This is a genomic window from Moritella sp., from assembly GCF_033791185.1.
GTDB lineage: Bacteria > Pseudomonadota > Gammaproteobacteria > Enterobacterales > Moritellaceae > Moritella.
On record NZ_JASJHF010000098.1, the window covers coordinates 1 to 24,810 of the forward strand.

Annotated in this window: 20 protein-coding genes and 1 pseudogene; 11 read left to right on the forward strand and 10 right to left on the reverse strand. The window is 40.5% G+C overall.

Annotation, left to right across the window (positions count from 1 at the left end; genetic code table 11):
* Positions 1-212 (reverse strand): hypothetical protein (locus tag QNK26_RS06060; protein ID WP_319221532.1); only part of this gene is annotated, 212 nt, incomplete at its 3' end.
* A gap of 521 nt (positions 213-733) precedes the next feature.
* On the opposite strand from QNK26_RS06060, the gene QNK26_RS06065 reads away from it, so the two are divergent.
* From QNK26_RS06065 to QNK26_RS06080, 4 genes are all read left to right on the forward strand, one after another.
* A complete protein-coding gene (locus QNK26_RS06065) occupies positions 734-2,599 on the forward strand; it encodes a diguanylate cyclase domain-containing protein (protein ID WP_319221534.1) in 1,866 nt (621 codons plus the stop codon).
* 90 nt (positions 2,600-2,689) lie between these two features.
* A complete protein-coding gene (arcB, locus tag QNK26_RS06070) occupies positions 2,690-5,038 on the forward strand; it encodes an aerobic respiration two-component sensor histidine kinase ArcB (RefSeq protein ID WP_319221536.1) in 2,349 nt (782 codons plus the stop codon).
* On the forward strand, positions 5,031-6,503 hold the full coding sequence (gene cls / locus QNK26_RS06075) for a cardiolipin synthase (protein WP_319221537.1): 1,473 nt from the start codon (positions 5,031-5,033) through the stop codon (positions 6,501-6,503). The genes arcB and cls overlap by 8 nt, the downstream gene beginning before the upstream one ends.
* Before the next feature lie 53 nt (positions 6,504-6,556).
* Positions 6,557-6,823 carry a hypothetical protein gene (locus tag QNK26_RS06080; protein WP_319221539.1) on the forward strand — a complete coding sequence of 89 codons (267 nt, stop codon included), beginning with the start codon at positions 6,557-6,559 and terminating at the stop codon, positions 6,821-6,823.
* A 105-nt stretch (positions 6,824-6,928) separates the two neighbouring features.
* On the opposite strand, the gene QNK26_RS06085 is transcribed toward QNK26_RS06080, so the two are convergent.
* Positions 6,929-8,029, reverse strand: a complete 1,101-nt coding sequence (locus QNK26_RS06085; protein WP_319221541.1) for a ketoacyl-ACP synthase III — start codon at positions 8,027-8,029, stop codon at positions 6,929-6,931.
* 596 nt (positions 8,030-8,625) lie between these two features.
* Between QNK26_RS06085 and QNK26_RS06090 the strand changes: the two genes are divergently transcribed.
* Complete coding sequence (locus tag QNK26_RS06090; protein ID WP_319221543.1) at positions 8,626-9,099, forward strand: Lrp/AsnC family transcriptional regulator; 474 nt, start codon at positions 8,626-8,628, stop codon at positions 9,097-9,099.
* A gap of 37 nt (positions 9,100-9,136) precedes the next feature.
* Here QNK26_RS06090 and QNK26_RS06095 read toward each other — a convergent pair whose 3' ends face one another.
* The 5 genes from QNK26_RS06095 to QNK26_RS06115 form a co-directional block, all read right to left on the reverse strand.
* A complete protein-coding gene (locus tag QNK26_RS06095) occupies positions 9,137-9,853 on the reverse strand; it encodes a DUF3581 family protein (protein ID WP_319221545.1) in 717 nt (238 codons plus the stop codon).
* Between the two features lie 114 nt (positions 9,854-9,967).
* The gene (locus QNK26_RS06100) at positions 9,968-10,408 is read right to left on the reverse strand and encodes a hypothetical protein (RefSeq protein WP_319221547.1); all 441 of its coding nucleotides are present in this window, start codon (positions 10,406-10,408) and stop codon (positions 9,968-9,970) included.
* Between the two features lie 164 nt (positions 10,409-10,572).
* A complete protein-coding gene (purU, locus tag QNK26_RS06105; protein ID WP_319221549.1) occupies positions 10,573-11,406 on the reverse strand; it encodes a formyltetrahydrofolate deformylase in 834 nt (277 codons plus the stop codon).
* 176 nt (positions 11,407-11,582) lie between these two features.
* Positions 11,583-12,050 carry a YchJ family protein gene (locus tag QNK26_RS06110; RefSeq protein WP_319221551.1) on the reverse strand — a complete coding sequence of 156 codons (468 nt, stop codon included), beginning with the start codon at positions 12,048-12,050 and terminating at the stop codon, positions 11,583-11,585.
* 9 nt (positions 12,051-12,059) lie between these two features.
* Positions 12,060-12,554 carry a DUF2947 domain-containing protein gene (locus QNK26_RS06115; protein ID WP_319221553.1) on the reverse strand — a complete coding sequence of 165 codons (495 nt, stop codon included), beginning with the start codon at positions 12,552-12,554 and terminating at the stop codon, positions 12,060-12,062.
* Between the two features lie 173 nt (positions 12,555-12,727).
* Here QNK26_RS06115 and QNK26_RS06120 point away from each other — a divergent pair, with 173 nt between their 5' ends.
* On the forward strand, positions 12,728-13,747 hold the full coding sequence (locus tag QNK26_RS06120) for a hydrolase (protein WP_319221555.1): 1,020 nt from the start codon (positions 12,728-12,730) through the stop codon (positions 13,745-13,747).
* Between the two features lie 53 nt (positions 13,748-13,800).
* On the opposite strand, the gene QNK26_RS06125 is transcribed toward QNK26_RS06120, so the two are convergent.
* Together QNK26_RS06125 and QNK26_RS06130 are read right to left on the reverse strand one after the other, a co-directional pair.
* On the reverse strand, positions 13,801-14,232 hold the full coding sequence (locus tag QNK26_RS06125; RefSeq protein WP_319221556.1) for a universal stress protein: 432 nt from the start codon (positions 14,230-14,232) through the stop codon (positions 13,801-13,803).
* Positions 14,233-14,563: 331 nt separating this feature from the next.
* Positions 14,564-15,316: an OmpA family protein gene (locus tag QNK26_RS06130; RefSeq protein ID WP_319221558.1), complete on the reverse strand. Its 753-nt coding sequence runs from the start codon at positions 15,314-15,316 to the stop codon at positions 14,564-14,566.
* Positions 15,317-15,605: 289 nt separating this feature from the next.
* On the opposite strand from QNK26_RS06130, the gene QNK26_RS06135 reads away from it, so the two are divergent.
* From QNK26_RS06135 to QNK26_RS06145, 3 genes are all read left to right on the forward strand, one after another.
* Positions 15,606-16,664, forward strand: coding sequence for a hypothetical protein (locus QNK26_RS06135; RefSeq protein ID WP_319221560.1), 1,059 nt, complete (start codon positions 15,606-15,608; stop codon positions 16,662-16,664).
* A gap of 314 nt (positions 16,665-16,978) precedes the next feature.
* The gene (locus QNK26_RS06140; protein ID WP_319221561.1) at positions 16,979-18,283 is read left to right on the forward strand and encodes an OmpP1/FadL family transporter; all 1,305 of its coding nucleotides are present in this window, start codon (positions 16,979-16,981) and stop codon (positions 18,281-18,283) included.
* A 9-nt stretch (positions 18,284-18,292) separates the two neighbouring features.
* The gene (locus QNK26_RS06145; protein ID WP_319221563.1) at positions 18,293-21,340 is read left to right on the forward strand and encodes an Ig-like domain-containing protein; all 3,048 of its coding nucleotides are present in this window, start codon (positions 18,293-18,295) and stop codon (positions 21,338-21,340) included.
* Between the two features lie 79 nt (positions 21,341-21,419).
* Here the strand turns inward: QNK26_RS06145 and norR are convergent, their stop codons facing one another.
* Positions 21,420-22,961, reverse strand: a complete 1,542-nt coding sequence (gene norR, locus QNK26_RS06150; RefSeq protein ID WP_319221566.1) for a nitric oxide reductase transcriptional regulator NorR — start codon at positions 22,959-22,961, stop codon at positions 21,420-21,422.
* Positions 22,962-23,143: 182 nt separating this feature from the next.
* On the opposite strand from norR, the gene norV reads away from it, so the two are divergent.
* The gene (norV, locus tag QNK26_RS06155; RefSeq protein ID WP_319221565.1) at positions 23,144-24,691 is read left to right on the forward strand and encodes an anaerobic nitric oxide reductase flavorubredoxin; all 1,548 of its coding nucleotides are present in this window, start codon (positions 23,144-23,146) and stop codon (positions 24,689-24,691) included.
* Positions 24,688-24,810: pseudogene (locus tag QNK26_RS18810) on the forward strand (FAD-dependent oxidoreductase); the annotation flags it as partial. The gene norV and the pseudogene QNK26_RS18810, both read left to right, overlap by 4 nt.

Below are 24,810 nucleotides of genomic sequence, written 5' to 3' on the forward strand. Positions count from 1 at the left end.
GCAATGGCACGGAAAAAACTGTCAGGTTTTTGCATTAATAAGCCACAACCGTCTCCTGTCTTTCCGTCTGCGGCGATACCGCCCCTATGTTGCATGCGGTCTAATGATGATATAGCGACGCGAACTAACTTATGGCTAGCTTCACCTTCTTGGTGGGCGATTAAACCAAAACCACAGTTGTCTTTTTCCAGCGACGGGTCATAGACTGACATTGCACTTCTCCCTTGCATTCAATTTACTACATTCGAAATATGTATACCTCATTGAGCGTCTACTCAGAGGTGAACAATACATATAAAAATAGCAAAATCGTTAAAGTTTCCAAAAGCCGAAAATTGGCTAACCTGCCAAATTTACCAGAATTAACCCTTAGGTCAATCTAAAAATGTATTCTGAGTTACTTATCACCTTTTCATGTAAATGGACCATTTGTTTTGATATTGACCAATAAACTAGTCTGAATACTGAGGATTATTCAAAATATAGTTTTTTATTTTAGTAATATGACATTCTGTAATCTGTTAACTCTGTAGGGATAGTGGTTTATGCAGTTATGTTATTTTTTAGTTTTATTTATGTTTAATATATTGATTTATTAGGTTTATGCTGTTTGGTACTAAAGTATGTAAAACAAAAATGGTTATCGGCGGTAGTTTTCATCAGAACTACTTTACAGGGTTGTTATTTTGGTGTTGTATGGTCGCTCAGTGTGAGATGGATCTTGGGCGGAAATATGGATATAAATTATCAGTCTGTTATGACATCACTATTAAATTGGTGGCAAAATATTACTGAATTATCAACAAACGCTCCGATGGCAATGACGCTTTGGCTGGTCATTGTGAGTTTATTGCTGAGTCTTTTGGTTATTCTTAAATTATTGCGTAAGCTCACAACCAGTCAATCATTACTGACACTTTCAGCAACGCCAACTCTGGTGCTCGATGTTAAAAAAGGTTCGGTACTTTATTCCAACACAGCAATGTCGGTTATTTTTGATCTAGACAACAGTCATACCAGCAGTATTATCGCGCAGTGTTGTTTTGAACGTTTATCACGACAAGTAGCTCAAACGTCAGTCACTAATGATGTTTTTCATATTAAGCAACTGCAGAAAACTTTACGCTTTAGTGCTGTGCAAATAGATTATCAACGTCGTCGCGCTTGGTTATGTCACATTGATCATGTCGGCACTAATTCCTCCGCTATTTCACCTTGGGATATGGATGAGCAAATCATTAATAATTTATTCGCATCCAATTCTGCGTTTATCCATATTAAGACCTTGGATGGTCTAATTCTTAATTGTTCTCCGTCATGGTCTGCTCAATTTGACCAATCGGTAGAGCAAGTTAATGGCCACTTTGAACACGATTTTTATAGCGTTTCAAAAATCGAACAAATTAAATGTTACGAACAGTCGGTACTGCTTGGTGAAATCCAAGAATATGAAGAATGGAGCACTGCTGGTGATAACAACACCTTATTACAAACCATTAAATATCCTTTGTATAACGAAAAAAACCAAGTCGTTGCTATCTTAACCGTATCTAATGATCTCACCGAAGTCATGGACCTCAATGAGCGGTTATTGAGTGAGAATGGCGAGCATTTACGTATTGAAGCCGAATTGAGTCGCAATAACAGCTTATTGAATTCAGTTATCAATGCCACACCTGATCCGGTCGCATTCATGAATGGCAACGGTAAGTATGTCGGTGCCAATGCAGGTTATTGTGAAGTTGTTGGTATTGAGCATAGCCAGTTAATTGGTATGGATAGACAAGCCTTAGTCAGCAACGATAAAAAATCCTGGTTATTAGCGCAAGAGCATCAATTATTAGTTGATGGTAAATCAGTCCGCTATGAAAAATTATTACACCTTGCGGATAAAGAACCGCGTTGGTACGAAATATGTAAACAACGTTATGTGAATAATACCAATGGTGAGAGTGGTATTTTGATCATTTACCGAGACTTAACTGAACGTAAGCACATTGAGCGAGAGTTGGAGTTGGTAATTGAAAAATATGACGAACTAAGTTCGACGGATGCGCTAACTAAACTGGCCAATCGGCGCACATTTGATAATAAGTTACAGCACTATTGGTCAACTCATCAGCGTGAAGTCAAACCTATGTCGTTGTTGTTTTGTGATGTTGATTGTTTCAAGTTATATAATGATAATTATGGTCATCCTATGGGGGACATGGTATTGACTAAAATTGCGCAGGTGATGAATGAGCAAGTGCAGCGCGGTGCTGATCTTGTCGCCCGTTATGGTGGTGAGGAATTTGCTGTTATCTTGCCAAATACTGACGAAGAAGGGGCTATTAGGCTTGCCAATCAGATCCTTGCTGCGGTGCAGAATTTAGCGATCGCGCACGCTTATTCTAAAGCTGCAAAGCATGTGACATTAAGTATTGGTATTGCGACCATGTGCCCAGAAGAGCAGAGTAGTGAAGCACAATTACTCGAGAACTCAGATAAGGCTTTATATCTCGCCAAAAATAATGGTCGTAATCAGTATCGTGTATACCGCGATGAAGTGCATGAGAGTAGTGTTATTGAATTAAATTTTGATCTATTAAAATCGTAGATTTATTAAAACCTTAATTTTCCTGTAATTTGCTTATAACCTATCGTATATTATTAATTATCTAGATAATTTTATTACTGTGGGTAAACCATGATTAAAATCAGAGCTTGGGCTCAATACTATGTTGATATGCTCACTAAATTGGGGGTAATTCGTTTTAGTATCCTGTCAGCGGCCACGATTATTTTCTTTTCTATCACGATCCAAGCCAGCATTAATTATATTCTGCGTGGGCAGGTTAAGCTTGACGATCTATATGCGGCTATTTTATTCGCGATAGTTGTTACACCTTGGGTGGTATTCTTCCTTTCTATTGTTGTGCAACAGCTTGAAGTTTCACGTAAGCGCTTAAGTAACATGGTTTACAAACTGCAAGAAGTACGTGCCCGTGATTTACAATTACAACAAGAACTACAAGTTAATTTGGTTGAGTTAAATGCTGAATTTGAAGAGCGTAAAAAAGCCGAATCAGATAGAAATCAAGCATTCAAAGATTTAGAAAATGAAGTTTTTCATCGTGAACAAGCACAACTTATAGTTGAAGAACGTTCTGCTTTAGTTCGTTCATTCATTGATAGCTCCCCTGATCTGGTTTATTACAGTAACGAACATGGCCGATTCTCTGGCTGTAATCTCGCTATGGAAGCATTAACGGGTAAAGTTGAAAAAGAGTTGATCGGTTTAACCCCATTTGATGTTTATGGTGCTGAGATTGCGGCTAAATTTGCGGCCACCGATAAAGCCGTATTAAGCACCCAACTATCAGAAACCTATGAGCAATGGTTAACCTATCCTGATGGCCTTAAGGCTTGTTTTGAATTACGTAAAGTGCCTTTCTTTGGTCAGCGCAATGAGTACATGGGGGTACTGGGCTACGGGCGTGATATCACCGAACGTAAGAAATATCAAGATGCGCTAGAGAAAGCCAGTCGCGATAAAACTACGTTTATTTCCACTATCAGTCATGAGTTGCGCACACCGTTAAATGGGGTGGTTGGTTTAAGTCGAATTTTACTGGATGGCTCGCTGAGTGACGAACAGCGCCAACATTTAAATACCATCTATGTGAGCGCTCAGACCATGGGTAATATCTTTAATGATATTATTGATTTGGATAAGTTTGATCGCCGTAAGTTTGAGATTGTGAATCAACCGATTGAGTTTCGAAGTTTTCTAAATGACATTAAAACTCTGGCATTGCTACAAGCAGAGCAAAAAGGCTTAGTATTAGAGTTTGATGTATTTGGTGACATTCCTGATTTTATTAATGCTGATGGCACGCGATTACGCCAAGTTTTATGGAACTTGGTGTCTAATGCGGTTAAGTTTACTGATTCTGGCACCGTCAGTATTCGCGTATTTACCAGTGAAGAAGCTGATAATAAGATTGGTTTGACCTTTGAAGTTGAGGATACTGGAATTGGTATTTCTGCTGAAGGTCAAGACAAAATATTTGCCATGTATTACCAAGAACAAGGCAGTAAACGTGCAACGGGTACAGGTATTGGATTATCAGTCGCGAAAAGTTTAATGACAGCGATGGGCGGTGATATTTGGGTTAGCAGCGAGTTAGGTGAAGGTGCTTGTTTCACCATTGAATTTGACGTGGATGGTGTGGAACGTTTACAGCATCAAGGCTCTGCCGATAATAAACAAGTGCAATTGTCGGTTTTACTGGTTGAAGATATTGAGCTTAATGTCACTGTGTGTACGGCTATCTTAAACAAATTTGGGCACACAGTTGAAGTGGCTGTTGATGGTCGCAGTGCGTTGCAAATGGTAGAGAACAATCGCTATGATTTGATCTTCTTAGATATTAATTTACCTGATATGTCCGGCTTTGAGGTTATCAAAACCTTACGTGAAAATACCGCGCTGGAATTACCGCCAGTTGTGGCATTAACTGCTAATGTTATCAATAATCGTCAAGAGTATATTGAGAAAGGTATGGATGATGCGATCAGTAAACCACTATCGATTAATGCGGTGACAGGCGTGATCAGTCGTTTATTAAGTCGTGCTGAAGAAGGCGAGAGTATTACGCCTCATTATGCAGCCGATACACTCACTGGTGAGCAAGATATGCTGGATGAATACCTTGATACTGATTTATTACAGCAATACCTTGATACCTTAGGTAAAGACTTGTTACTGCAAAGTGTGTGTTTATTTGAACAAACCATGCCAAGTTATTTAACCTTATTAAACACTAATCTTACCGCGCGAGATCAAGATGCCATTGTGGATGAGGCGCATAAAATTAAAGGCGCGGCTGGCTCAATAGGCTTAACAAGGATCCAGCAAGTAGCGCAGTTAGCACAATCGCCAGAGCAGCCTACTTGGTGGCAAAATATTGATGATTGGGTTGAACAAATCAACACCGAGTATCTGCATGATATTAAACGCTTGAAGAGTTGGATAGAAAAACAAGATGTATAATTGGGACTCGCTCACTAATTTTATTACCTTGCTACTGGTTTTTTTGCATGCCGTTATTATTATATTAGTGTCCTTTCGGGTGGTCACTAAGCGACGTTCTGCAAGTATATCGTTAGCTTGGTTATCGGTAATTTATACGCTGCCATTTGCTGGTGTGATTGTGTATGTTATTTTTGGTGAGCTGTACCTAGGTAAAAAACGCGTGCAAAGGGCCGGTGCCATGTTAGGCCCTTTTACTCAGCGCATTAATCAATGTGCAGCGCCTCATCGAGTCAATAATGATGAACATGATCGAAGCTTAGTGACGCCGTTGCGAGAACTGATCTACGGGCGCTTTCAGATGCCTGCTGTGACGGGGAATCAGCTGACGTTATTAACCAGCCCTCACGGTATTTTAGCGCAGATAATTGCGGATATTAATGCCGCGACTCAAGTTGTCTATTTTGAATTTTATATCTGGGCGGCTGGTGGCAAAGCCGATCTGGTCGCAGAGGCGTTAATCGATGCTGCTAAGCGAGGTGTCGATTGCCGAGTGATGCTTGATTCGGTCGGTAGTTCGTCGTTTTTTAAAAGCCAGTGGCCTAAGCAATTTAAGCAGGCTGGTATTCACCTGATTGAAGTATTGCCCGTTGGTCCAATGCGGATATTCTTTCATCGCCAAGATTTGCGTATGCACCGTAAGCTTATTGCAATTGATAGCCATGTTGGCTATACCGGCAGTATGAATTTAGTAGACCCTCAGGTGTTTAAGCAAGATGCAGGGGTTGGTGAGTGGGTTGATATCATGATCCGCATGCAAGGCCCTATTATTCCCATCACAGGCTCATTGTTGGAATGGGATTGGGAGATGGAAACCGGTGAAAGCTTAGTTAAAAATACGCAGGCTAAATGTAACGAAAGCCCGGTATTTGATGAGTGCAGTCACGTACAAGTGATCCCATCTGGGCCTTATTTTGATGATGATAATATTCATCAAGTCTTGGTTTCTGCGATTTATTCAGCACAAAAATCATTAATTCTAACAACACCTTATTTTGTACCTGATGAGGCCTTGCAAGCGGCCCTTAAAACCGCCAGTGCACGCGGCGTGAAAGTACAAATAATTCTACCGGCGAAGAATGATTCACGTATGGTCGATTATGCCTGCAAAGGTTTTTTTGATGAACTATTGGCGTGCGGTGTCGAGATATATCAATATCAAAATGGATTGCTGCACACCAAAAGTATACTGGTCGATAATGAACTATGTTTGGTCGGTACCGTTAACTTGGATAAACGCAGTTTTTGGCTTAATTTCGAGGTGACATTGCTGATTGATAAATCACCCTTTATTGCTGAGCTTTATCAATTACAGTTATCTTATATAGCGCACTCACATCAAGTTTGTTTAACGCAATGGCGACAACGTGGTCGAGTTCAACGATTTTTGGAAAGTTTATTTTATTTATTCAATCCATTACTATAATAGTGAACAAACAAGCGTTAACAATTAGCAAGCAATGAGGAACTGGTATTAAGATGAAAAAAACAATGTTATTAGCGTTAACTGTATTTGGTCTAGCAGCATGTAGTAATACAGAACCAACGCCAGAAACGACAAAACCATTACCGACATTACCGAGTTACAGTAACAGCTGCCCGGATGAGCGCCCACAGATATGTACTATGGACTACAATCCTGTGTGTGGTATCACGGAGTCGGGAGAATTGAAAACGTTCGGTAACGCGTGTGGTGCTTGTTCTGATGAGACTGTGCGTGGTTATTCTGCAGGCGAGTGTAAATAGCTTTAGTGGCATAAGCCGCTACAGTTTAATATCAAAAAGCCCAGTGAAGATTGTTCACTGGGCTTTTTTATTTAAATTTCTATGTTAATGGTTTGCATAACGGTATTAGTCAGCTTGTGATTCGCGGGCTAATTTAGCATCTTGGCAGCCTTTAATGGCATCTTGGATCAGGTCCAATGCAGTGCCGCGGTATTCTGGTAATGTCACATCCGATGTTGCGATAGGCGTTGTTCTCTCACCCCATTTAAGCATCGTTGCGCCCCAAGTCAAACCGCCACCAAATGCAGCTAATAACACATTGTCACCTGCTTTAATGCGACCTTCTTCTAACGCTTCACACAGTGCAATCGGCACTGTTGCTGAAGAGGTATTACCATATTTATGTACGTTCACCATTACTTTTTCTTTGCTTGCACCCATGCGCTTAGCTAAGAAATCAATAATACGTAGGTTGGCTTGATGAGGAATAATGAAATCAACATCCTCTGGTGTCATGCCGGCTTTTTCTAGGGCAATAGCAGATGCTTCTCCCATGCGTGTAACTGCACGTTTAAAGATTTCTTTACCTTCGAAATTAAAGTCAAATAGACCATCAATATTTTTGAAACGAGCTCTGTCGGTCCCAAAGTTTGGTACCGACAGGATATGACCCGCATCCCCGTCACAGCCAATTTTATTACTTAGAATACCTTGCTTTTCAGTACTTGATTCAAGAATAACTGCGCCCGCACCGTCGCCAAATAATACCGCAGTACCACGTTCTGTCCAGTCTAGGAAATAGCTGATACGTTCAGCTCCAATTACTAATATCTTGTCCATTTGACCACTTTGGATAAATGCATTTGCCGTACTCAAGCCATACACAAAACCAGTACAAGCCGCATTCATATCAAATACCGCTGCGTTGGTAGCGCCTAATTTAGCTTGAACTTTTGATGCAGCACTTGGCAGTGTGCAATCGGCGGTACAAGTAGCAAAGAAAATACCGTCAAGTTCTGATGCATCAATGCCCGCTGCAGCAATAGCTTGGCAGGCTGCCACATAAGCTAATTCTGATGTACTTACATGTGAGATTCGACGTTCTTGCATACCAGTTCGAGATTGGATCCACTCGTCATTAGTATCCAAAAAAGTGCTGAGATCATGATTTGTTAGCGTTGCGGGCGGTAAGCATTTACCCCAACCGGTGATATTTGCATAGTGCATTAGAATTTACCTATGTTTTGTGACTTGATAATACAGAGCGGGTCGTGAAATATACGCAATACGAAGTGATTAAGTATTTTATTATACGCTGTTTAGCGGAGTAACAGTTACTGTAAATAATATTACTTGCTTAATTATAGAGGTTAGCCTTTGAAAATGATAGTTAATTTGTAATCGGAGGGGTGCCGGCTCTGAAAATCTGACACAAAAAAGGCATCGTTGAGGATGCCTATCTTTGCGTTAATATTACCTGTCACTGGTGATGACGAATATTCCTAGGTAAGGATTTGTGCCTGATTGGTCGCAAGAAGGGTACTTCTATCACCACATCGACCTCGGTTAAGGTGTCTGCTAATCAGCTTTTGGCGTTATCTTTAACTGGATTTAGTATATCTATAACGGTTTGGAATGTGGTTGCGATGTTTGCACTAATTCTCACGTTATTAGCAATTACATTTGTATTTAGTATGTTTATTAGCAATAATTAACCCTTCGCTTATTTTAATGCGCTATTTATATTCTTACTTTCATTAAATGAAGACGATAATGACCAACAAAATAGACATTGATGAATTTGATTATACAAGGACTAAAATATGAAACTCGATCGCACGGATAAATTAATTCTTAACTTAATTCAAGAAAATGGCCGGATCAGTAATCTAGAGTTAGCCGATAAAATTGGCCTGTCGGCGTCACCTTGTTCACGCCGTGTTAAGCATTTGGAAGAACTTGGCTTAATTGATAAACACGTTACCTTGCTTGATCAAGCGAAGTTAGGATTAAAGTTGACGGCTTATATCCATATCAGTATGGATCGCCATACACCTGAGCGATTTGATAATTTTGAAGCAGAGATCTCCGCCATTCCTGATGTGATGGAGTGCTGTATTATCACTGGTAGTGATGCTGACTTTCAGTTAAAGGTTATCGTACCAGATATGGAACATTACCAAGAGTTATTATTAGGGCAGTTGACACGTATCAAAGGGGTTACGGGAGTGAGATCGAGCTTTATATTACGTAATGTTTTAAGTCGAACGGTATTACCGCTCGACCATATTAAATAATCTACTTTAATGGCTCGTTACTGAGTCTGATAAATCATTAGCTCGCTGCAGCAAGGTATTTACTTTTTGCAGCTTGATAATCAGCAATTACACCTGCCATTACTGATTCTTCGTAAGCGATAAGCCCGCTTAATAGCATTACTTTTTGACCCGTGCCGACTTTGTCATCACCTTCATAGAAATCGAACTTAAAAGTCACGGTTGCACGCTTACCTTGTACTTCAATAACCGCTTCATCAAATTTAAGCTCAATGCGATTAACTTGTACGCGAGTCATGTTTATTTGCATTGATTTATACATGATTAAAGCACGTGCTGGATTAAACATCAGGTCTTTTGAGCGCATTAGAGGCACCATGATGTCAGGAAAGTTCTTACCTGAAAATTGCACATATTCTTTAATGATTTTGCTGATGATGCTTTCATCATGAGATGATTGACCACCGAGCTCTAATTCCATAAAGGATTTTTGCTCGGTATTAAGTATTTCGGTTTTATTCGCTAATAGCGGGGAGAATACCAGGTCAGTGTCGTTTTTAACCATACCGGTAAAATCAATTTTCATTGTTTCAGATAAACCGAATTTAGCCAAAGACACAGCAAAAAGTAAGTCGCCAGGTACACAAAAACGTTTATTATCCACATCATGGATCTTGTTATAATCGTTTGCTATCGTTTTAGCAAAGCGACTAGCCTGTTGTTGAGTAAAGCGAAAAGAGCTGTCTTTTTGAGAATAGAATTCGTTTAGAAACATGTTTAATTAAGCTACCATAATGAAAACACTAGTTTACATTAATTTTGCCTATATGCAGGTCGATCCAGTTGCAAGCATGATTTTTTAAAATGCAGACTGGATCACGCCATTAGGTTATTTTTTTACATCTGGGGTGACGCTTCTTAAAATGCCAATGCCGGTATTAAATAAGGTTGAACTGGTTTTGATCAGTGTTTCAGCTGGCATAGTGGCCGCCGAGCCCATCATGGTTGGAATAAACTTTTTAAATGAGTTATCGACGCCTTCTTCGACTTCTTTACTGAGCTGGGGTAAGAATTCAGCAATGATTTGATCGAGTTCTTGCTTCATATTCGCTTCTAGTTCAGGTTGTAGCTCGGCAATTTTTGTTTCAATAGCATCGGCAATATCTTTACTGATTTGTGGTGATGCTTGGTTAATAGTTGCTTCAGCTTCGGTTTTTACTAAGGCTATTTGTGTGCTGAGATAAGGTTTGATGACATTATTGAATACATATAAAAAGGCCAGTGCGGTAAAGAGACTACTGAGTAAGGCTGTAAATATAATTGTTAACATAATGAACCATTAAATGATGAATTAGTTATTAGTATTAACAATGTAGTTATTAGTGTAAAGGTAAATGTGAAGGGAAACTGAAGTAGGCCCATAATGATTTATGAGCCTGGTATTTTTATGCTGCTATTGTTAGCTCTAAAATGCGTACTGCAATACCAAGACGACTAGAAAACTACGGTGCGGTTTTCATAAATAAATACGCGTTCTTCAAGTACCAGACGTAAGGCTTTACTGAGCACTGATTTTTCAACATCTTTACCTGAGCGGGCCATGTCAGCGGCATTGTATTTATGGTCCACGTGGATCACATCTTGTAAAATAATGGGTCCTTCATCGAGATTATTAGTGACGTAGTGGGCTGTTGCACCAATAATTTTCACACCACGCTCAAAGGCTTGTTTATAAGGTTGTGCCCCAATAAATGCCGGTAAAAATGAATGATGGATATTGATGATTTTATTTTCAAATGCGGCGACAAAATTTGGCGTTAGAATACGCATGTATTTGGCTAAAATGACATAATCGGGTTGATATGCTGATACTGTCTCAATGATCTTTTCTTCGTGCTCTTCGCGGCTAATACCGACGTGAGAAACTGTATGATAAGGCACATCAAATTTTTCGGCTAGTTCGGCTAGATTATCATAATTACCAACCACGGCTGCGATCTCAACATCCAAGCCGCCATAGTAATTTTTCATTAAAATATCACCGAGGCAATGCGCTTCTTTGGTGACTAAAATAACAATGCGTTTACGACCTGCTGAAACTAGCTTACGGTGCGCGCCAGTGGGCAAGGCGCTATCAAGGTCGGCAAGTAAGGTTTCATCGTTGAATATACCTTCAAGCTCGGTGCGCATAAAAAATCGATTGTGGGTGTTATCGACAAACTCGGTATTATTGATGATATTGAGTTGATGTTTGTAACAAATGTTGGTGATCTTTGAGATAAGTCCTTTTTGATCGGGACAGTCGGTCAGTAATATTTTCTTTTCCATGATTATATCTACTACTTTATTTGATGTGTAATTGTCTATGGCTAAACGGGATATTTTATTCTGCTATCCGTTTAGCCATATTTGTAGTGCTGCTAATCTATTATTGATTGTCGACTAGAGATTGTCGAGTAGAGATTGTTGAGTAGCGAGTTAGCACTCCGTATTTTGTTTTGGCATCAACCACAGCATTTCTTGTGTTTTTGACCACTGCCACATAAACAAGGATCATTACGACCTTGCTTGAGCGGTGCTGGGTTTAGTTCACCCTGGGTGTAAAACCATTGCTGGTCTTGAGCGATGAAGTTAGAGCGTTCATGTAGGCAGGCTTCTTCTTCACCATCTTGAAACCAAGCCTTGAATTCCACTATACCTGTTTCACTTTCTTCATCACCCTGACTCATTATTATTTCTAATCGTAACCATTGGGTATTTTCAGCGGTTTCGGCAATCAAGTCTTCATTTAAGTCAGCAATAAAATCGGGGTGATGGGTTGCCATTAAATACACCGGCACATTATGCACGTAAGCACTATAGCGCGAACGCATTAGTTGCTCAGCAGTGGCCGCCGCCGCTGTCCCATAAATATATTTACCACAGCAATCTTTAAAGGGCATTGCTAAGCCGCAGCTACAAGAAGTATGCATAATGGCTCTTTATTTTGCTGGTGAAACAGGTGCGCGCGTACCAATTAATACAGTACCGTCCTGCTGAAATGAAAGGGCTTCTTTTCGTTTTGCAGAGATGAGTAGCGCACCGTCATCATAGAATAAGAAGTTTTTCCAGTTGCGTTTAAACGTGCCCCAGGTTGTTTCAATCATATTGAAGCGCTCATAACAGAAATAAACTTTGCTGTTATCGTCCCACGCTAAATGCGCTAGCACTTCTTCAGGTAAGTCATTATTATCGTCATCATCCCAAGCTTGCTGCCAGTCAGCCTCTTGCGACCAGGTATTTTGGTCGTGCGGCCAATCACCTTTACCAAATTGATCGGTAAAGTTACATTGTGAGCTAATCAGTTGGCTCCACAGTTGACCGGCTCTGGCTTTGCTGAAGGGCTTGATGTTAACGAGATCATCGCTGCTAACAGGCAGAGATTTATGATTAAAGATCCACTTTCGAGAATAAGATTCAAGTTCTATATAATTCATTAATGACACTGGTATTAAAATAAAATTATTTTCAGTTTACAACATTATTAACGCAGGCGGTATCAATTACTCAACGGGGGCTAATTTAACTAACAGTGGTGTTATTATAAAATATCCAATAATATGCAAGGCGTAGTTTAAACGACCGATGGCTTAACTTAAGGTATTTAAAGATGTTTCAACCGAGTCAATTTAGGCCACAGTGGTGGATTCGTAATGCGCATTTACAAACCATGCTGCCGACGATTAGCCGCCGCAACCTGAAGTTAGCAACAGTGAATGAAAGGTTAGAGCTTGAAGATGGTGACTTTCTTGATCTGGCTTGGACTGCGTTACCTACTGCTGAAAATAATAAACCGATTGTTATTATTTTTCATGGACTTGAAGGTTCTGTAGAGTCTCCTTATGTGAAAGGTATTATGTGTGCCGTTAATGCTGCGGGTTGGACCGGGTTAGTGATGCATTTCCGTGGGTGTAGCGAAGAATCAAATCGTTTATTACGCGCTTATCATTCAGGTGATACCAGTGACGCAAGTTATGTGATTGGCTTGATTGCTCAGCGCTATCCTAATGCGCCATTATTTGCTGTCGGTTATTCTCTTGGTGGCAGTGTTCTTACCCATTACTTGGCCCAAACTGGGACAAAGTCTCAGCTGTTAGCTGCCTCGATTGTTTCTGCACCATTACTGTTGGCAGAAAGTGCCGAGCGTATTAAAAAAGGTTTTTCTAAAGCCTATCAACGTCGATTGATTAAACGCTTGCAAGCCAGTGTGGTGCGTAAGTTTGAACATTTAGATATGCGTTCAGCGTTAAACTTGACTACCAAGCAAGTGAAGAAATTAAATACCTTTGTTGAGTTTGATGATAGTGTCACGGCGCCGCTACATGGCTTTAAAGATGCGCTCGATTATTATAGCCAATGTAGTAGTTTGCAATTTTTGCACAAGATCCAAACCCCTACTTTATTTATTCATGCCGAAGATGATCCGTTTTTAACTAAAAAAGTGATCCCAAAACTTGAAGACATGTCAGACAATATCTTATTTGAGTTAAGCCGTTATGGCGGGCATGTAGGGTTTGTATATGGCTCAATCTTAAAACCAAAGTACTGGTTAGAAGAGCGGATCCCAAACTGGTTTAGTGAATTTACTGAACTACCTAAAAACAGTAATGCTAACTCCAAGGTGATATAAAATCCCCATTAAATCAGGTTTTTAACGGGGATTGTTTCGAATTCACATCGCGCTTATTTGACTATCAATACAGGGCAATGTGCGTGACGGGTAACCGATTCTGCCACACTACCTATCAATATGTGTTCTAATCCAGTACGCCCATGGCTGGCGATCACAACCATATCGCAATCAAAATCCACTGCCGCTTGGACAATCTCAGTTGATGGGTGCCCCTCTAATACCGCAGTGTGTCGTGGAATACTTGGTTTGATCTCGGTGGCTAATTCGTCGAGTTTTTCTTGGGTGATTTTCAGCATATGTTCGTGAATATCACTTGGTGTGATGGCGAGAACTTGAAAACTATCGAAGCCATGGATCTCATTAATCACACTGACTAAATGCAAGGTAGCATCATGTTTTATTGCCATTTCTGCAGCATAGCTTAACGCCTTATTTGCCGTTTCTGAAAAGTCGGTTGGGCAAAGGATATTGTTAATGGTCATAATGAGGCTCCTGATGAAGATAAGATTGAATAAATAGTCGTGAAATAATGTATTTACACTATTAAATATACTCATTTGGGGATGGTAAACTGTTACTTAGATCATAAAATACTATTTAAATATTTTGCGACGACTATTTCAGTATAGAACAAGGATATGTAAGTTTTGAAAAGAGTTATAGACTAGATAATCATTATTTTTTAGGTAAATATGAAGAACAAGATCGAGAGTTGTTAACTGAGTTAATATCGCAACATAATAAAAGGCCAGCGAACTATTTACAGCGTCCTATCGCCAGCCTTACTTTAAGTATCGCGTTATTGTAATATTACTAGAATTGCATTGCCATTTCTTCAGTGTCGTCATCTCCTAGGTTATCGATAAATTCGATACTCACTTTACGATCTCTTGGATATTGAATAAGTTCTCCGAGTTCTGCGCTAGCGAGCTCCGCACCAAATGATTGTACTTGGATATTTTTTTCGTTAACACCAAACGCAATCAGTTTATCTTGCACTGCTACAGCTCTTTGCTGCGCTAAATTAATATTCAGTTCTTCTTGGCCGCTCGGATCGGTATGACCAGACAACACGATGCTGATACTTGGGTTTTCGATCAGGTAATCGGCAATTTGCATTAATCGTGCTTGATTAGTGGTATCAATCGCACTCTGATTAACCGCGAACAGTAAATCAAGTTGCAATGCATCCATGACCAGCTGCTGATTTACTTCTTCTGTTTCTGAAATTTGTTGAATTTGCTGGTCCAAAGTCAACACATCATGTTGCAGCTGATTATTTTGTAATTCACTGGCCAGTAAATTCTCAGTGATCTGTTGGTTCTCTGCAATTAGTTGGTCAGATTCAATTGATTTATCCCAGGTATTATTAATCCAATCGCCAGCGGCAACGCCGAGTACTAAACCAATAGGACCGCCCGCAATAGTGCCGACAATAATGGTTGATGAGAATACCCCTGCTTTTTCCCATTTTGTTAATGGCTCTTGTTCTGTAGCATTGGCTGAGATACTCGTGATTGCCATTGATGTAATAAGTAATGTTTTTGCGATGATTGATTTTTTCATGGTCCGTTCCCTTATTGATTAAGACTGCTTAACAAGCTATGACTCTATTAAAGCAACCAATAAAGGCTTTCTACTGCGAATAAAATGACAAGTTAAGGATCAATAATGACCAAAAGTGACAATGTTCGAAAAAGTGAACGTTAGCGAGGGTGACTTGGTTTACCTCAATACAAAGTATTATTTTTATCGCTGTGTGAGCTAAAATGCGCATTAACATTTTTCGGTATCACGTTTTTTGTTATTTTAATGGACTTGTAGTTACGAGGTTCGATTACCACGAGGAGATGTAATGAGGGCTGTTAGATTGAAAGTATTATGTTGCAGTGTGCTAATGGCTGGAATGCTATCGGGTTGTGCTACTTCGGTTGGGCATTTAGCCATACACAATGATCCAAGCTTTATGCTGCAACCAAGTCGTGAGCGGTCGTTAGTTAGCGGTGAGACTCCGCTCGCTATTCAATATTTGGGCGTGGGGGGATATTTATTTCAATATGGTGATGACAGCATTATGACTGCACCATCATTTAGCAATCCAGGGTTGATGAACGTTTCCTTGCCGTTGCCGATAGAAGCGGACCAGGGGCTTATCGATAAGTTATTACCCCCGCAGGCCAAAGAGGCTGAATTTATTTTAGTTGGTCATGCGCATTATGACCATTTGCTCGATGTGCCTTATATTATGCAAAAACACATGCCGGAAACCAAGGCGGTAGGCTCTACTACTATGGTTAATATTGTGACTGCGGTTATCGACGAGTCTCGTTTAGTGGATATCACTGACTTTGCCGCTGAAGGGCAGAAGTCGGGTAAATGGATATATAACCGTAATAACAGCATACGTTTTATGCCGATCAAATCTGATCATGCGCCTCACTTTATGGGGATAAAGGTGATGTCAGGTCAATATGACTCGCCGTTATCGGCATTACCAAGTACCGCTTATGGCTGGAAAGAAGGGCAAACCTACGCGTATGTTATCGACTTTTTAGACCGTCAGCAGCAGCCCGTTTATCGGATCCATTATCAAGATGCAGCCAGTAACTCGCCAGATGGATTAATGCCAACGATGGCAGATACAAAAGCTGTTGATATGGCGATATTGTGTGTTGCTGCTTTTCACCAAGTGGATGATTACCCCGAGGCTATCTTGCAGCAGACAACACCGAGCATGATAGTAATGGGCCACTGGGAAGATTTTTTTGATAACAATAGCTTCGATAACCCCCCCCCCCTCCAAGGAGTGAGGATGACCAATATCGATGATTTTATACAGCGGGTTGAAGCGGTTAAAGCAGATGGTGCAACACCATTATTACCGGCGCCATTTTCATGGATACCTGCTTTTTAGCATACCGACTGATTTAGTTTGAGTATAAACACTAAGTAAATAGAAATAACTAAGTCAGGGTCAGTGTAATCAAAACAAGGTATTAGCTTGGGAGTCATGCTTCTAGCTCATTAGTATCTGAATGAAGGCATAAGTCGATTTATGCACGGTTTCCGCTCTATCAATCAAGGTATGTTTACTTCCAGAAAAAGCATTTTCAGAACAGTGACAATATGTCCGCTGGATATGTTTAACAATTTGACCGGTATTCCGTTGTTGTGGCTGGAGCCACTAGAGAATACTTATTTTAGTTTCGCTAAATGGAGTTAGCACCAATGACTAAGAAGACACTTTCTAACAATACCTTTCTACTTTCTGTATCGGTGGCATTAGCGCTGAGTGCGGGATCTGCTCAGGCAAGTCTCGGTAACTTAGGCACAACATTTGGTTTATCACCTGTCGATATTGCATCAGCTCAATCGTTTTCTTTATTTAATTCGCAATCATCTGCCGCTTATTACAATCCATCAGCACTCGCTGCGACGGACCGAGGTGAGATGTATGTCGGTTTGTTATCTGCAACCCCCGATATTACCGCGGGTGAGCAAGCATTTGATGAAGCAACACAACCAATACTTGCAGGTATGAATGTCAATGTAACCAACCTATTTAACTTTTCTTATCCTGTTTATTTTGGCCTGATTGCTGGTATTGAAAATTACGGTACCGAAATGATGGCATTTAGCTCGAAAACATCACCGACCGGCCAGTTAGCAAATTATGGTGAGAAGCCACTCTTTGTTGCTGCATCGGGTTCAATCCAAATTATTCCTGGTTTGACGATTGGTGGTGGTGCGCAAGTATCATTACATGCTGATGCCAATATGAGCTTAGAGAGTGAATTAGATGGTACTTCGGCTGCAAATGAAAATGTTGCCGTTGCAGCGGAGCCCGTGATTACTCCTATTGCAGGTATTACCTTAGATATAGGTCGTATGATGTGTGGTAGCGATAAGGGCTGTGCGGGTAACGGTATTACTTTTGCTGCGGCTTTCCGTGGTGAAAGTTATGGTCAAGCCAACATTAAAGCGGCTGCAACTATTACTCAAACGGTATCAGATCTACCGATTAATTTATTAACTTATGATGCTTATCAGCCCGATATTATCTCTGCCGGTATACGTTTTAAAGCGGGTATGGTGAGTTTAGCAGTCAGTGCTGAGCAGCAAAATTGGTCAGACTTAAATACCTTAATGTTAAGCGATACAGTAAAAGATCAAGCAAGTGTTGGCTTTGAAGACATTATTATTCCACGCGCTGGTATTGAATTTAACTTTAACGATACGATCAAATTAATGGCGGGTGCAAGTTATGAAGTCTCTCCGTTAGACCCAGATAAAGCCACGTTAGATGTCAATTATTTAAGTGCAGATAAATTAGTCATGGGTGCTGGCTTTTCTTATTTTCATAAAGGTACGGGTTTAACGGCTTACCCTTGGCAGATAGATTTAGCATATCAGCTACAAGTGCTTGACCCAACGGATCATACTATTTCGCATCAAGATAGTGCTTCTAATTCATCGGTTGAATTAGAAGGTACAGTCTCCACGATTTCATTGTCATTCGCGACTAAGTTTTAAGGGGGGCTTATGAAATATATTAACGATCGTTTAAATTATTTTTTTAAATACAGCCTCGTTGCCTCTGTGATGATGCTTGCTGGTTGTGATGTTGAACCACAAGATAATGAAAAGATAGAAGCACCACTCTTAACGGCAGATCAAAGCCGCGCAGCATTAGCGGAGCGTCGTGCGCAGAGTCTTTTTGATGCCCATGAGTTTTATTCATTTCCATCGAATGGCCAAGCGGATGTTGCGGTAAATACCTCGGTATTATTGTCATTTTCACACTCGCTCGATAACTTCTCGGCACACCAATTTAGCTTAACAGACAGTGATGGTAAGCTAGTTGACGTCACATCAACCGAAGTCACGGAAGCGAGTTTTTCGACAAATCCACAAAGTCCTCAAGCTAATGGTTTAGCATTTAAACCAACTCAAGCACTGAAAGCGGGAGAGTTATACACCGTTACTTACACAGTCGGTTTGATTAATGAAGCCGATGATAACAAAGAACTGATCGTAGAAAGAACCGTGCAAGAACCTTTAACGTTTACCACGCGACGCGCCAAAGATACGGCTGTTTTTACATTGGATACGAATGGTTTTTATCCGAGTGATGATCTACCGTTTACTACATTTACCACATTACGTTTCCGCACAACCAATGACATAGATCCGAACTCCTTGGTTGTTGGTGACACATTTAAGTTTCAAAAAGTCGGGTCGACAGAACAAATTACTGGTGATTTAATTGTCAAAGGTCGTTATCTCACGTTTGATCCAGCGGTAGACCTTGATGCTGGTGAAAATTATCAACTGATCGTTAGTAATGGCGTTAAAGATAAGGTGGGTAATAGCTTTGCTGGTTTAGACAAAATATTTACGGTATTAGATTCGGGTGAACGTGCATTTAAACCAATGAATGTAACGATGAATCATAATGCTCAAGTATCTCCTTATTCTGGTGAGTTAACCAATGCGGTCACGATTAAATCTGTGTTGATTGGTGGTAGTGATACCACTTATGTTGACTCCGACTTAGTGACTGAATTAGCTAATTTGGGTAATTTTGATGATGCATCCCCCTTGGTTATTCGTAAAGGGTCTATTTTAAATAGTTCTAGTTTATCGGTTAAAGTGGGTGGTGAATTACCGACAGGTTTTGATACTGGCAATATCCGCATGATTAATATTTCTGATGCAACGGGATACTTAATTAATAATACCAGTTCGGATCATAAGTACGCGCCTAAGCAATTACATCTATTTATGGATGTCGCTATGACTACCGATGGTTATGATGAAGATGGCAAGCTTAATGGGCAAGCCAATGGTGGTTTAAGTCAGAACATCATGCATCTTGAATTAATGGGCACAGTGAGAACGGAAGGTGCATCAATGATCATTGATGCAGTCAGCGAAATCGATATTAAAATTTTAGGCGTTGAAAATGCGCATGCACAAGTATCATTCCACATGGAATCATATACAGCGGATGAAGCCCCTGAAGCTGCAATTGATATCATTTCACCCAAATTCCAATCTGCGTATCCGGGTCAAAATAGCAATCATTTTAGCTTAGGTGACAACATCATTGTGACCTACAACGAACCCTTGGGCCTAGATTCGTTGCAGTCTATACAGCTTAAAGATAGCGATGGACGCGCTGTTAAAACCGATATAACGCAAGATGGATCCTCAATTGTTATTGATCCTCAGTCTGATTTAATATCGTCAACACGTTACGAGATAACAGGTAATGTAGTTGATATGGCCGGTAATCCTGCATATTTTCAGCAAAGCTTTTCAACACCATATAAAGTCCAATCATTACGTGCTACAGCACCTATGGTTCAAGCTATGGTCCCAGGTTATGCCTGCGCATTGGCTGAAGTTGATTATGCTAATGATATTGCAGGGCAGTGTTCGGGTGCGTTGGACAGTGATCAGCGATTTAATATTTTCTCTCTACAGCAAAATCGCGATATTTTCGTGGCCTTTAGCCAACCGATCGACAAAACGAGTTTAGCGTTAGGCTTGACTTGTGATACTGGATCATTTCGGGTTGAGGTTATTAATACCAACGGTGAATGTTTATCAACAGTACCTGGTGCGATGAAATATGATAATAAGATATTAACTTTTACACCGAATGCACAATGGCAAGATTTAGGTGAGAATCTTTATCGCTATACTTTGATGTCAGCGAAGTTTGCAACCCAAGGTGAAGTTGATTGTAATGCTGGCACTGCGGTATGTAGTAACGCTGGTTATCCTTTATTGACCACGTTATTGAAGAATAAAAGTGTTGAAGACCAAGGTGGACCAGATATGCGGGTACCATTTAGAGCTGTGCCTGCAGATAAATCAGTCTTTAATCCGCTGATGATGCCAACAACCGACAGTAATAATGACTATCGTTGGAATGATACGGATGAAGATGTTTATAGCGGTAACTTTGCTGGGTTGAGCTTAACCAAGTTCAGTGGTGGTATTACAGAGGCTAAATTAGGCTGTGATTATGAGGAAAGTTGTAACTCAGATAAGTCGAAAACATACATTAGTGGTTTTATGCCAACGGAAGTCGGCGAGTATGATCCCATTAATGATCGTATACCCGTTAAAGTTCATGCACAAACATTAGCGTCATCTGATGTTTATGTAAAAACCACGGTAATCGGTATTTTACCTGAAGAAGTACCAACTAATACCATGGTGATGCGCCCGTTATATCCGGTTATTGATGGGAAATCGGCAGTTCCAGAGGGCTATATAACTCAAGATGCCGAGGGGAATTTGCAATTTAGTATTGATCTTAGAGTCTATATGGATAATCCATTTATGGAACCACCGTTGAATTCCACACATAACTTACACAGTTATGAAATAAATCTTAACCTTCAAGGCCCGCTGACATTTTTAGATGATGGCCGTATGAATATTCAATTGACTAATCTTAATCAAATTGATCTTGACGTTGAGATTGTATCGTTAGAGTTTATTAAGTCATATATGACAATGAGTATTATGCCTGGAGACATGTCATTACAGCAGTTATCATTACCAATGAAGTGATATTACAGCATTACAGCATTACTTATTACTGTAATTAAAAAAAGCCGCACATTGTTATTCATAAAATGTGCGGCTTTTGTTATTTTTTCAATGCTATTCGTTTTGCTAATCGATGCAAGTTTCCCACATCAATTGAAAGCTGGCGCGCTGTTGCTGCCCAGTTATTATTATTTTGGGTGAGCGCTTTATTGATTAACTGTCGTTGAAATTGCTCGGTCGCTTCACGTAAATTATCGACGGGTATATTTGTCACGGCTAGTGTCGGTTTCGTCATCACATCCGTTACTTCAAGTGGGGAATGCTCAATCCTAAAATGTGAAGGTTGCAGTATCACTAACTCATCTTTAGCTTCTGCTTTGGCGAGAATAGCTGCACGATTAATACTGTGTTCTAGTTCGCGGATATTCCCAGGCCATGGATAACTCATCAATGTTGTTTGGCAAGTACTGCTTAAACTCAAATGGCTTAATTGTAACTTGCTGCGACAGCGTTCCATAAAGAAACCAGCCAATAATAGAATGTCTTCGCCGCGCTCGCGCAGCGGTATCACGGTAATGGGAAACACGCTGAGGCGATGATAAAGATCGGCTCTAAAGCGACCGGCGAGTACTTCTTCTTTTAAGTCTTTGTTGGTTGCTGCTATGATGCGGGTATCGACTTTTAAGTTACGATCATCACCAATACGCTGTAAGTCTCCATATTGTAGAACCCGTAATAGTTTGGCTTGCAGGGTCAGGGTTAACTCCCCAATTTCATCAAGAAACAAGGTGCCTTTATCGGCTAATTCAAACTTACCACTACGGTTACTGATCGCACCGGTAAATGCGCCTTTTACATGGCCAAATAATTCACTTTCGGCGATAGATTCAGGTAATGCTGCGCAGTTAAGGTATACCAGTGGTTTTTCGGCACGGGAAGATTGCTGGTGGATTGCCGTTGCAACGAGTTCCTTACCAACCCCTGTTTCGCCCAATATTAATGCGGTCATATCAGTGCTTGCCACAACGCTGATCTCTTTCTTTAAGGTTTGGACCTGCGCTGATTGACCAATAATTTCAGTGTTACTTTGCAGCTGGTGTTTGGCGGGATCAAAGTCTGTCACATCGCCCGCTGCTTTTTCCAGTTTATCCATCAATAACGCAATGTTAAGCGTTGCAGCGGCAAGAGCACTCACTGTGCGTAGTTCATCATTGCTGAAGTTATCAAATTGGTGGGGATCAAAACCATCGATAGTCAGTGCCCCAATTAGGCGTTGATTTGCCATCAAGGGTAAGCCAACACAAGCATGCACATGCAGATTACCTTCATGTGAGGTAATAAGGGCGTCGTAAGGATCGGGTAGAGAACTGTCTGCTGGGAATCTAACAACATCACCCGCTCTGGCAATGGCTTCTAATCTAGGGTGCTCATTGATATTAAATTGTCTGCCGAGTACATCTGCACTGAGTCCATTAATTGCTAAGGGTTTGAAATGCTGCCCCTTAAATTCTAACAGCGCAGATGCATCGCAACTAAATAACCGGCGCATCGTTGTCAGCAGGCGTTCGAAACGATCCTGGCTAGAAATATTGCTGGTTAAATCTAAGGCGATATGGATAAGGTCTTTAGTATCATTTTGCATCATGTGAACCGGATTAAATACTGTCTTTTCGACAGTGTATAGTCATAACGACAATGTGTAAAGGTAGTCATTATGACAGTTATCGCGTGTCATGTTGTTTAAAATCAATTAGTTAACTTTTGGCACGATAGATGCAATTACTAGAGTATATAAATTCGTTAACTCTTTAATTGGAATACAATATGACTATTCATGTGAAAAATAATATCTCTTGGGTTGGACAACGTGATTGGGAAGTGCGTGATTTTCACGGTACTGAATTTAAAACTGAAAAAGGCACAAGTTATAATAGTTATCTGATTCAAGAGGAAAAAACAGTATTAATCGATACGGTTGACCACAAGTTTTGTTATGAATTTATTCAACAGTTAGAATTAGAAATTGATCTTAACAAAATAGATTACATTGTGATTAATCACGCTGAAGAAGACCATGCCGGTGCACTCGCGGCGTTGTTAAATAAAATTCCTAATACGCCGATTTATTGTACTGAAAATGCCATTGATTCAATTGTAGGCCATCATCACCAGCCAGATTGGAATTTCAATGTGGTGAAGACGGGTGACAGTTTAGATTTGGGTAATGGCAAGCAGTTGGTGTTTATTGAAACACCTATGTTGCATTGGCCTGACAGTATGATGACGTATATGACGGGGGATGCAGTACTGTTTAGTAACGATGCATTCGGTCAACATTATTGTGATGAACGTTTATTTAATGATGAAGTCGATACCAAAGAATTAATGGATCAGTGTCTGCGTTATTATGCCAATATTCTTACCCCATTCAGTGCGCTGGTTACCGCTAAGATCAACGAAGTATTAAGCTTGAATTTACCTGTTGATATGATTGCAACAGCGCACGGTGTGGTGTGGCGTGATAACCCGATCCAGATCATTGAGCAATATTTAACGTGGGCAGATAAATACCAAGAAGACCGCATTACTATTTTTTACGATTCAATGTCGAATAATACCCGGATGATGGCGGATGCGATTGCTCAAGGTATCCATGAGGTTGATAGTCAGGTCGCGGTGAAAGTATTTAATGTCGCACGCCATGATAAAAATGAAATCTTATCCAATGCTTTCATTTCTAAAGGTGTGTTAGTCGGTTCATCTACGATGAATAACGTGATGATGCCGAAAGTCGCTGGCATGCTTGAAGAGATCACGGGTCTGCGTTTTAAAAATAAAAAAGCCGCTGCATTTGGCAGTTATGGTTGGAATGGTGGCGCTATCGATCGCATTGAAAGCCGCTTAGATGACGCTGGTTTTGAACGCTTCGATAGTCTTAAAACGAAGTGGCGACCAGATGGTAAAGCAATATTAGCATGCCGTGAATACGGTCGTATGATCGCCAAAGAGTGGGCACTAACAAGCGCCTCTGTCGCTGATATATCTGCGCCTGCTGCAAATCAAGCAGTACAGGAACAAGCAATACCAAAACAAACAGTACAAGAACAGGCTGTACAAGAAACAGGGCTAGAATCACAGCCGCAAGCCGTCGCAAAGTCGATACCAGAAAATCCGGTTGTCCAGTTTGATGTTGATAGTTCGATGTTATGCACTGTCTGTCAGTGGGTATACGATCCTGCGCAAGGTGAGCCGAATCAAGATGTTGCCCCCGGCACGGCATGGTCAGATGTACCTGATTACTTCCTCTGCCCTGAATGTGGGTTAGGTAAGGATGTATTCGAAGAAATAAAAACCAAGAAGGCGGTAGCATGATTGATGGTAATGAAAAATGTATTGTCATTATAGGCAGTGGCTTTGCGGCCTATCAATTAGTTAAATCAATTCGTCGTGCAAGTCAGGATCAAGCAATCATTGTCATCACTGCTGGTAGT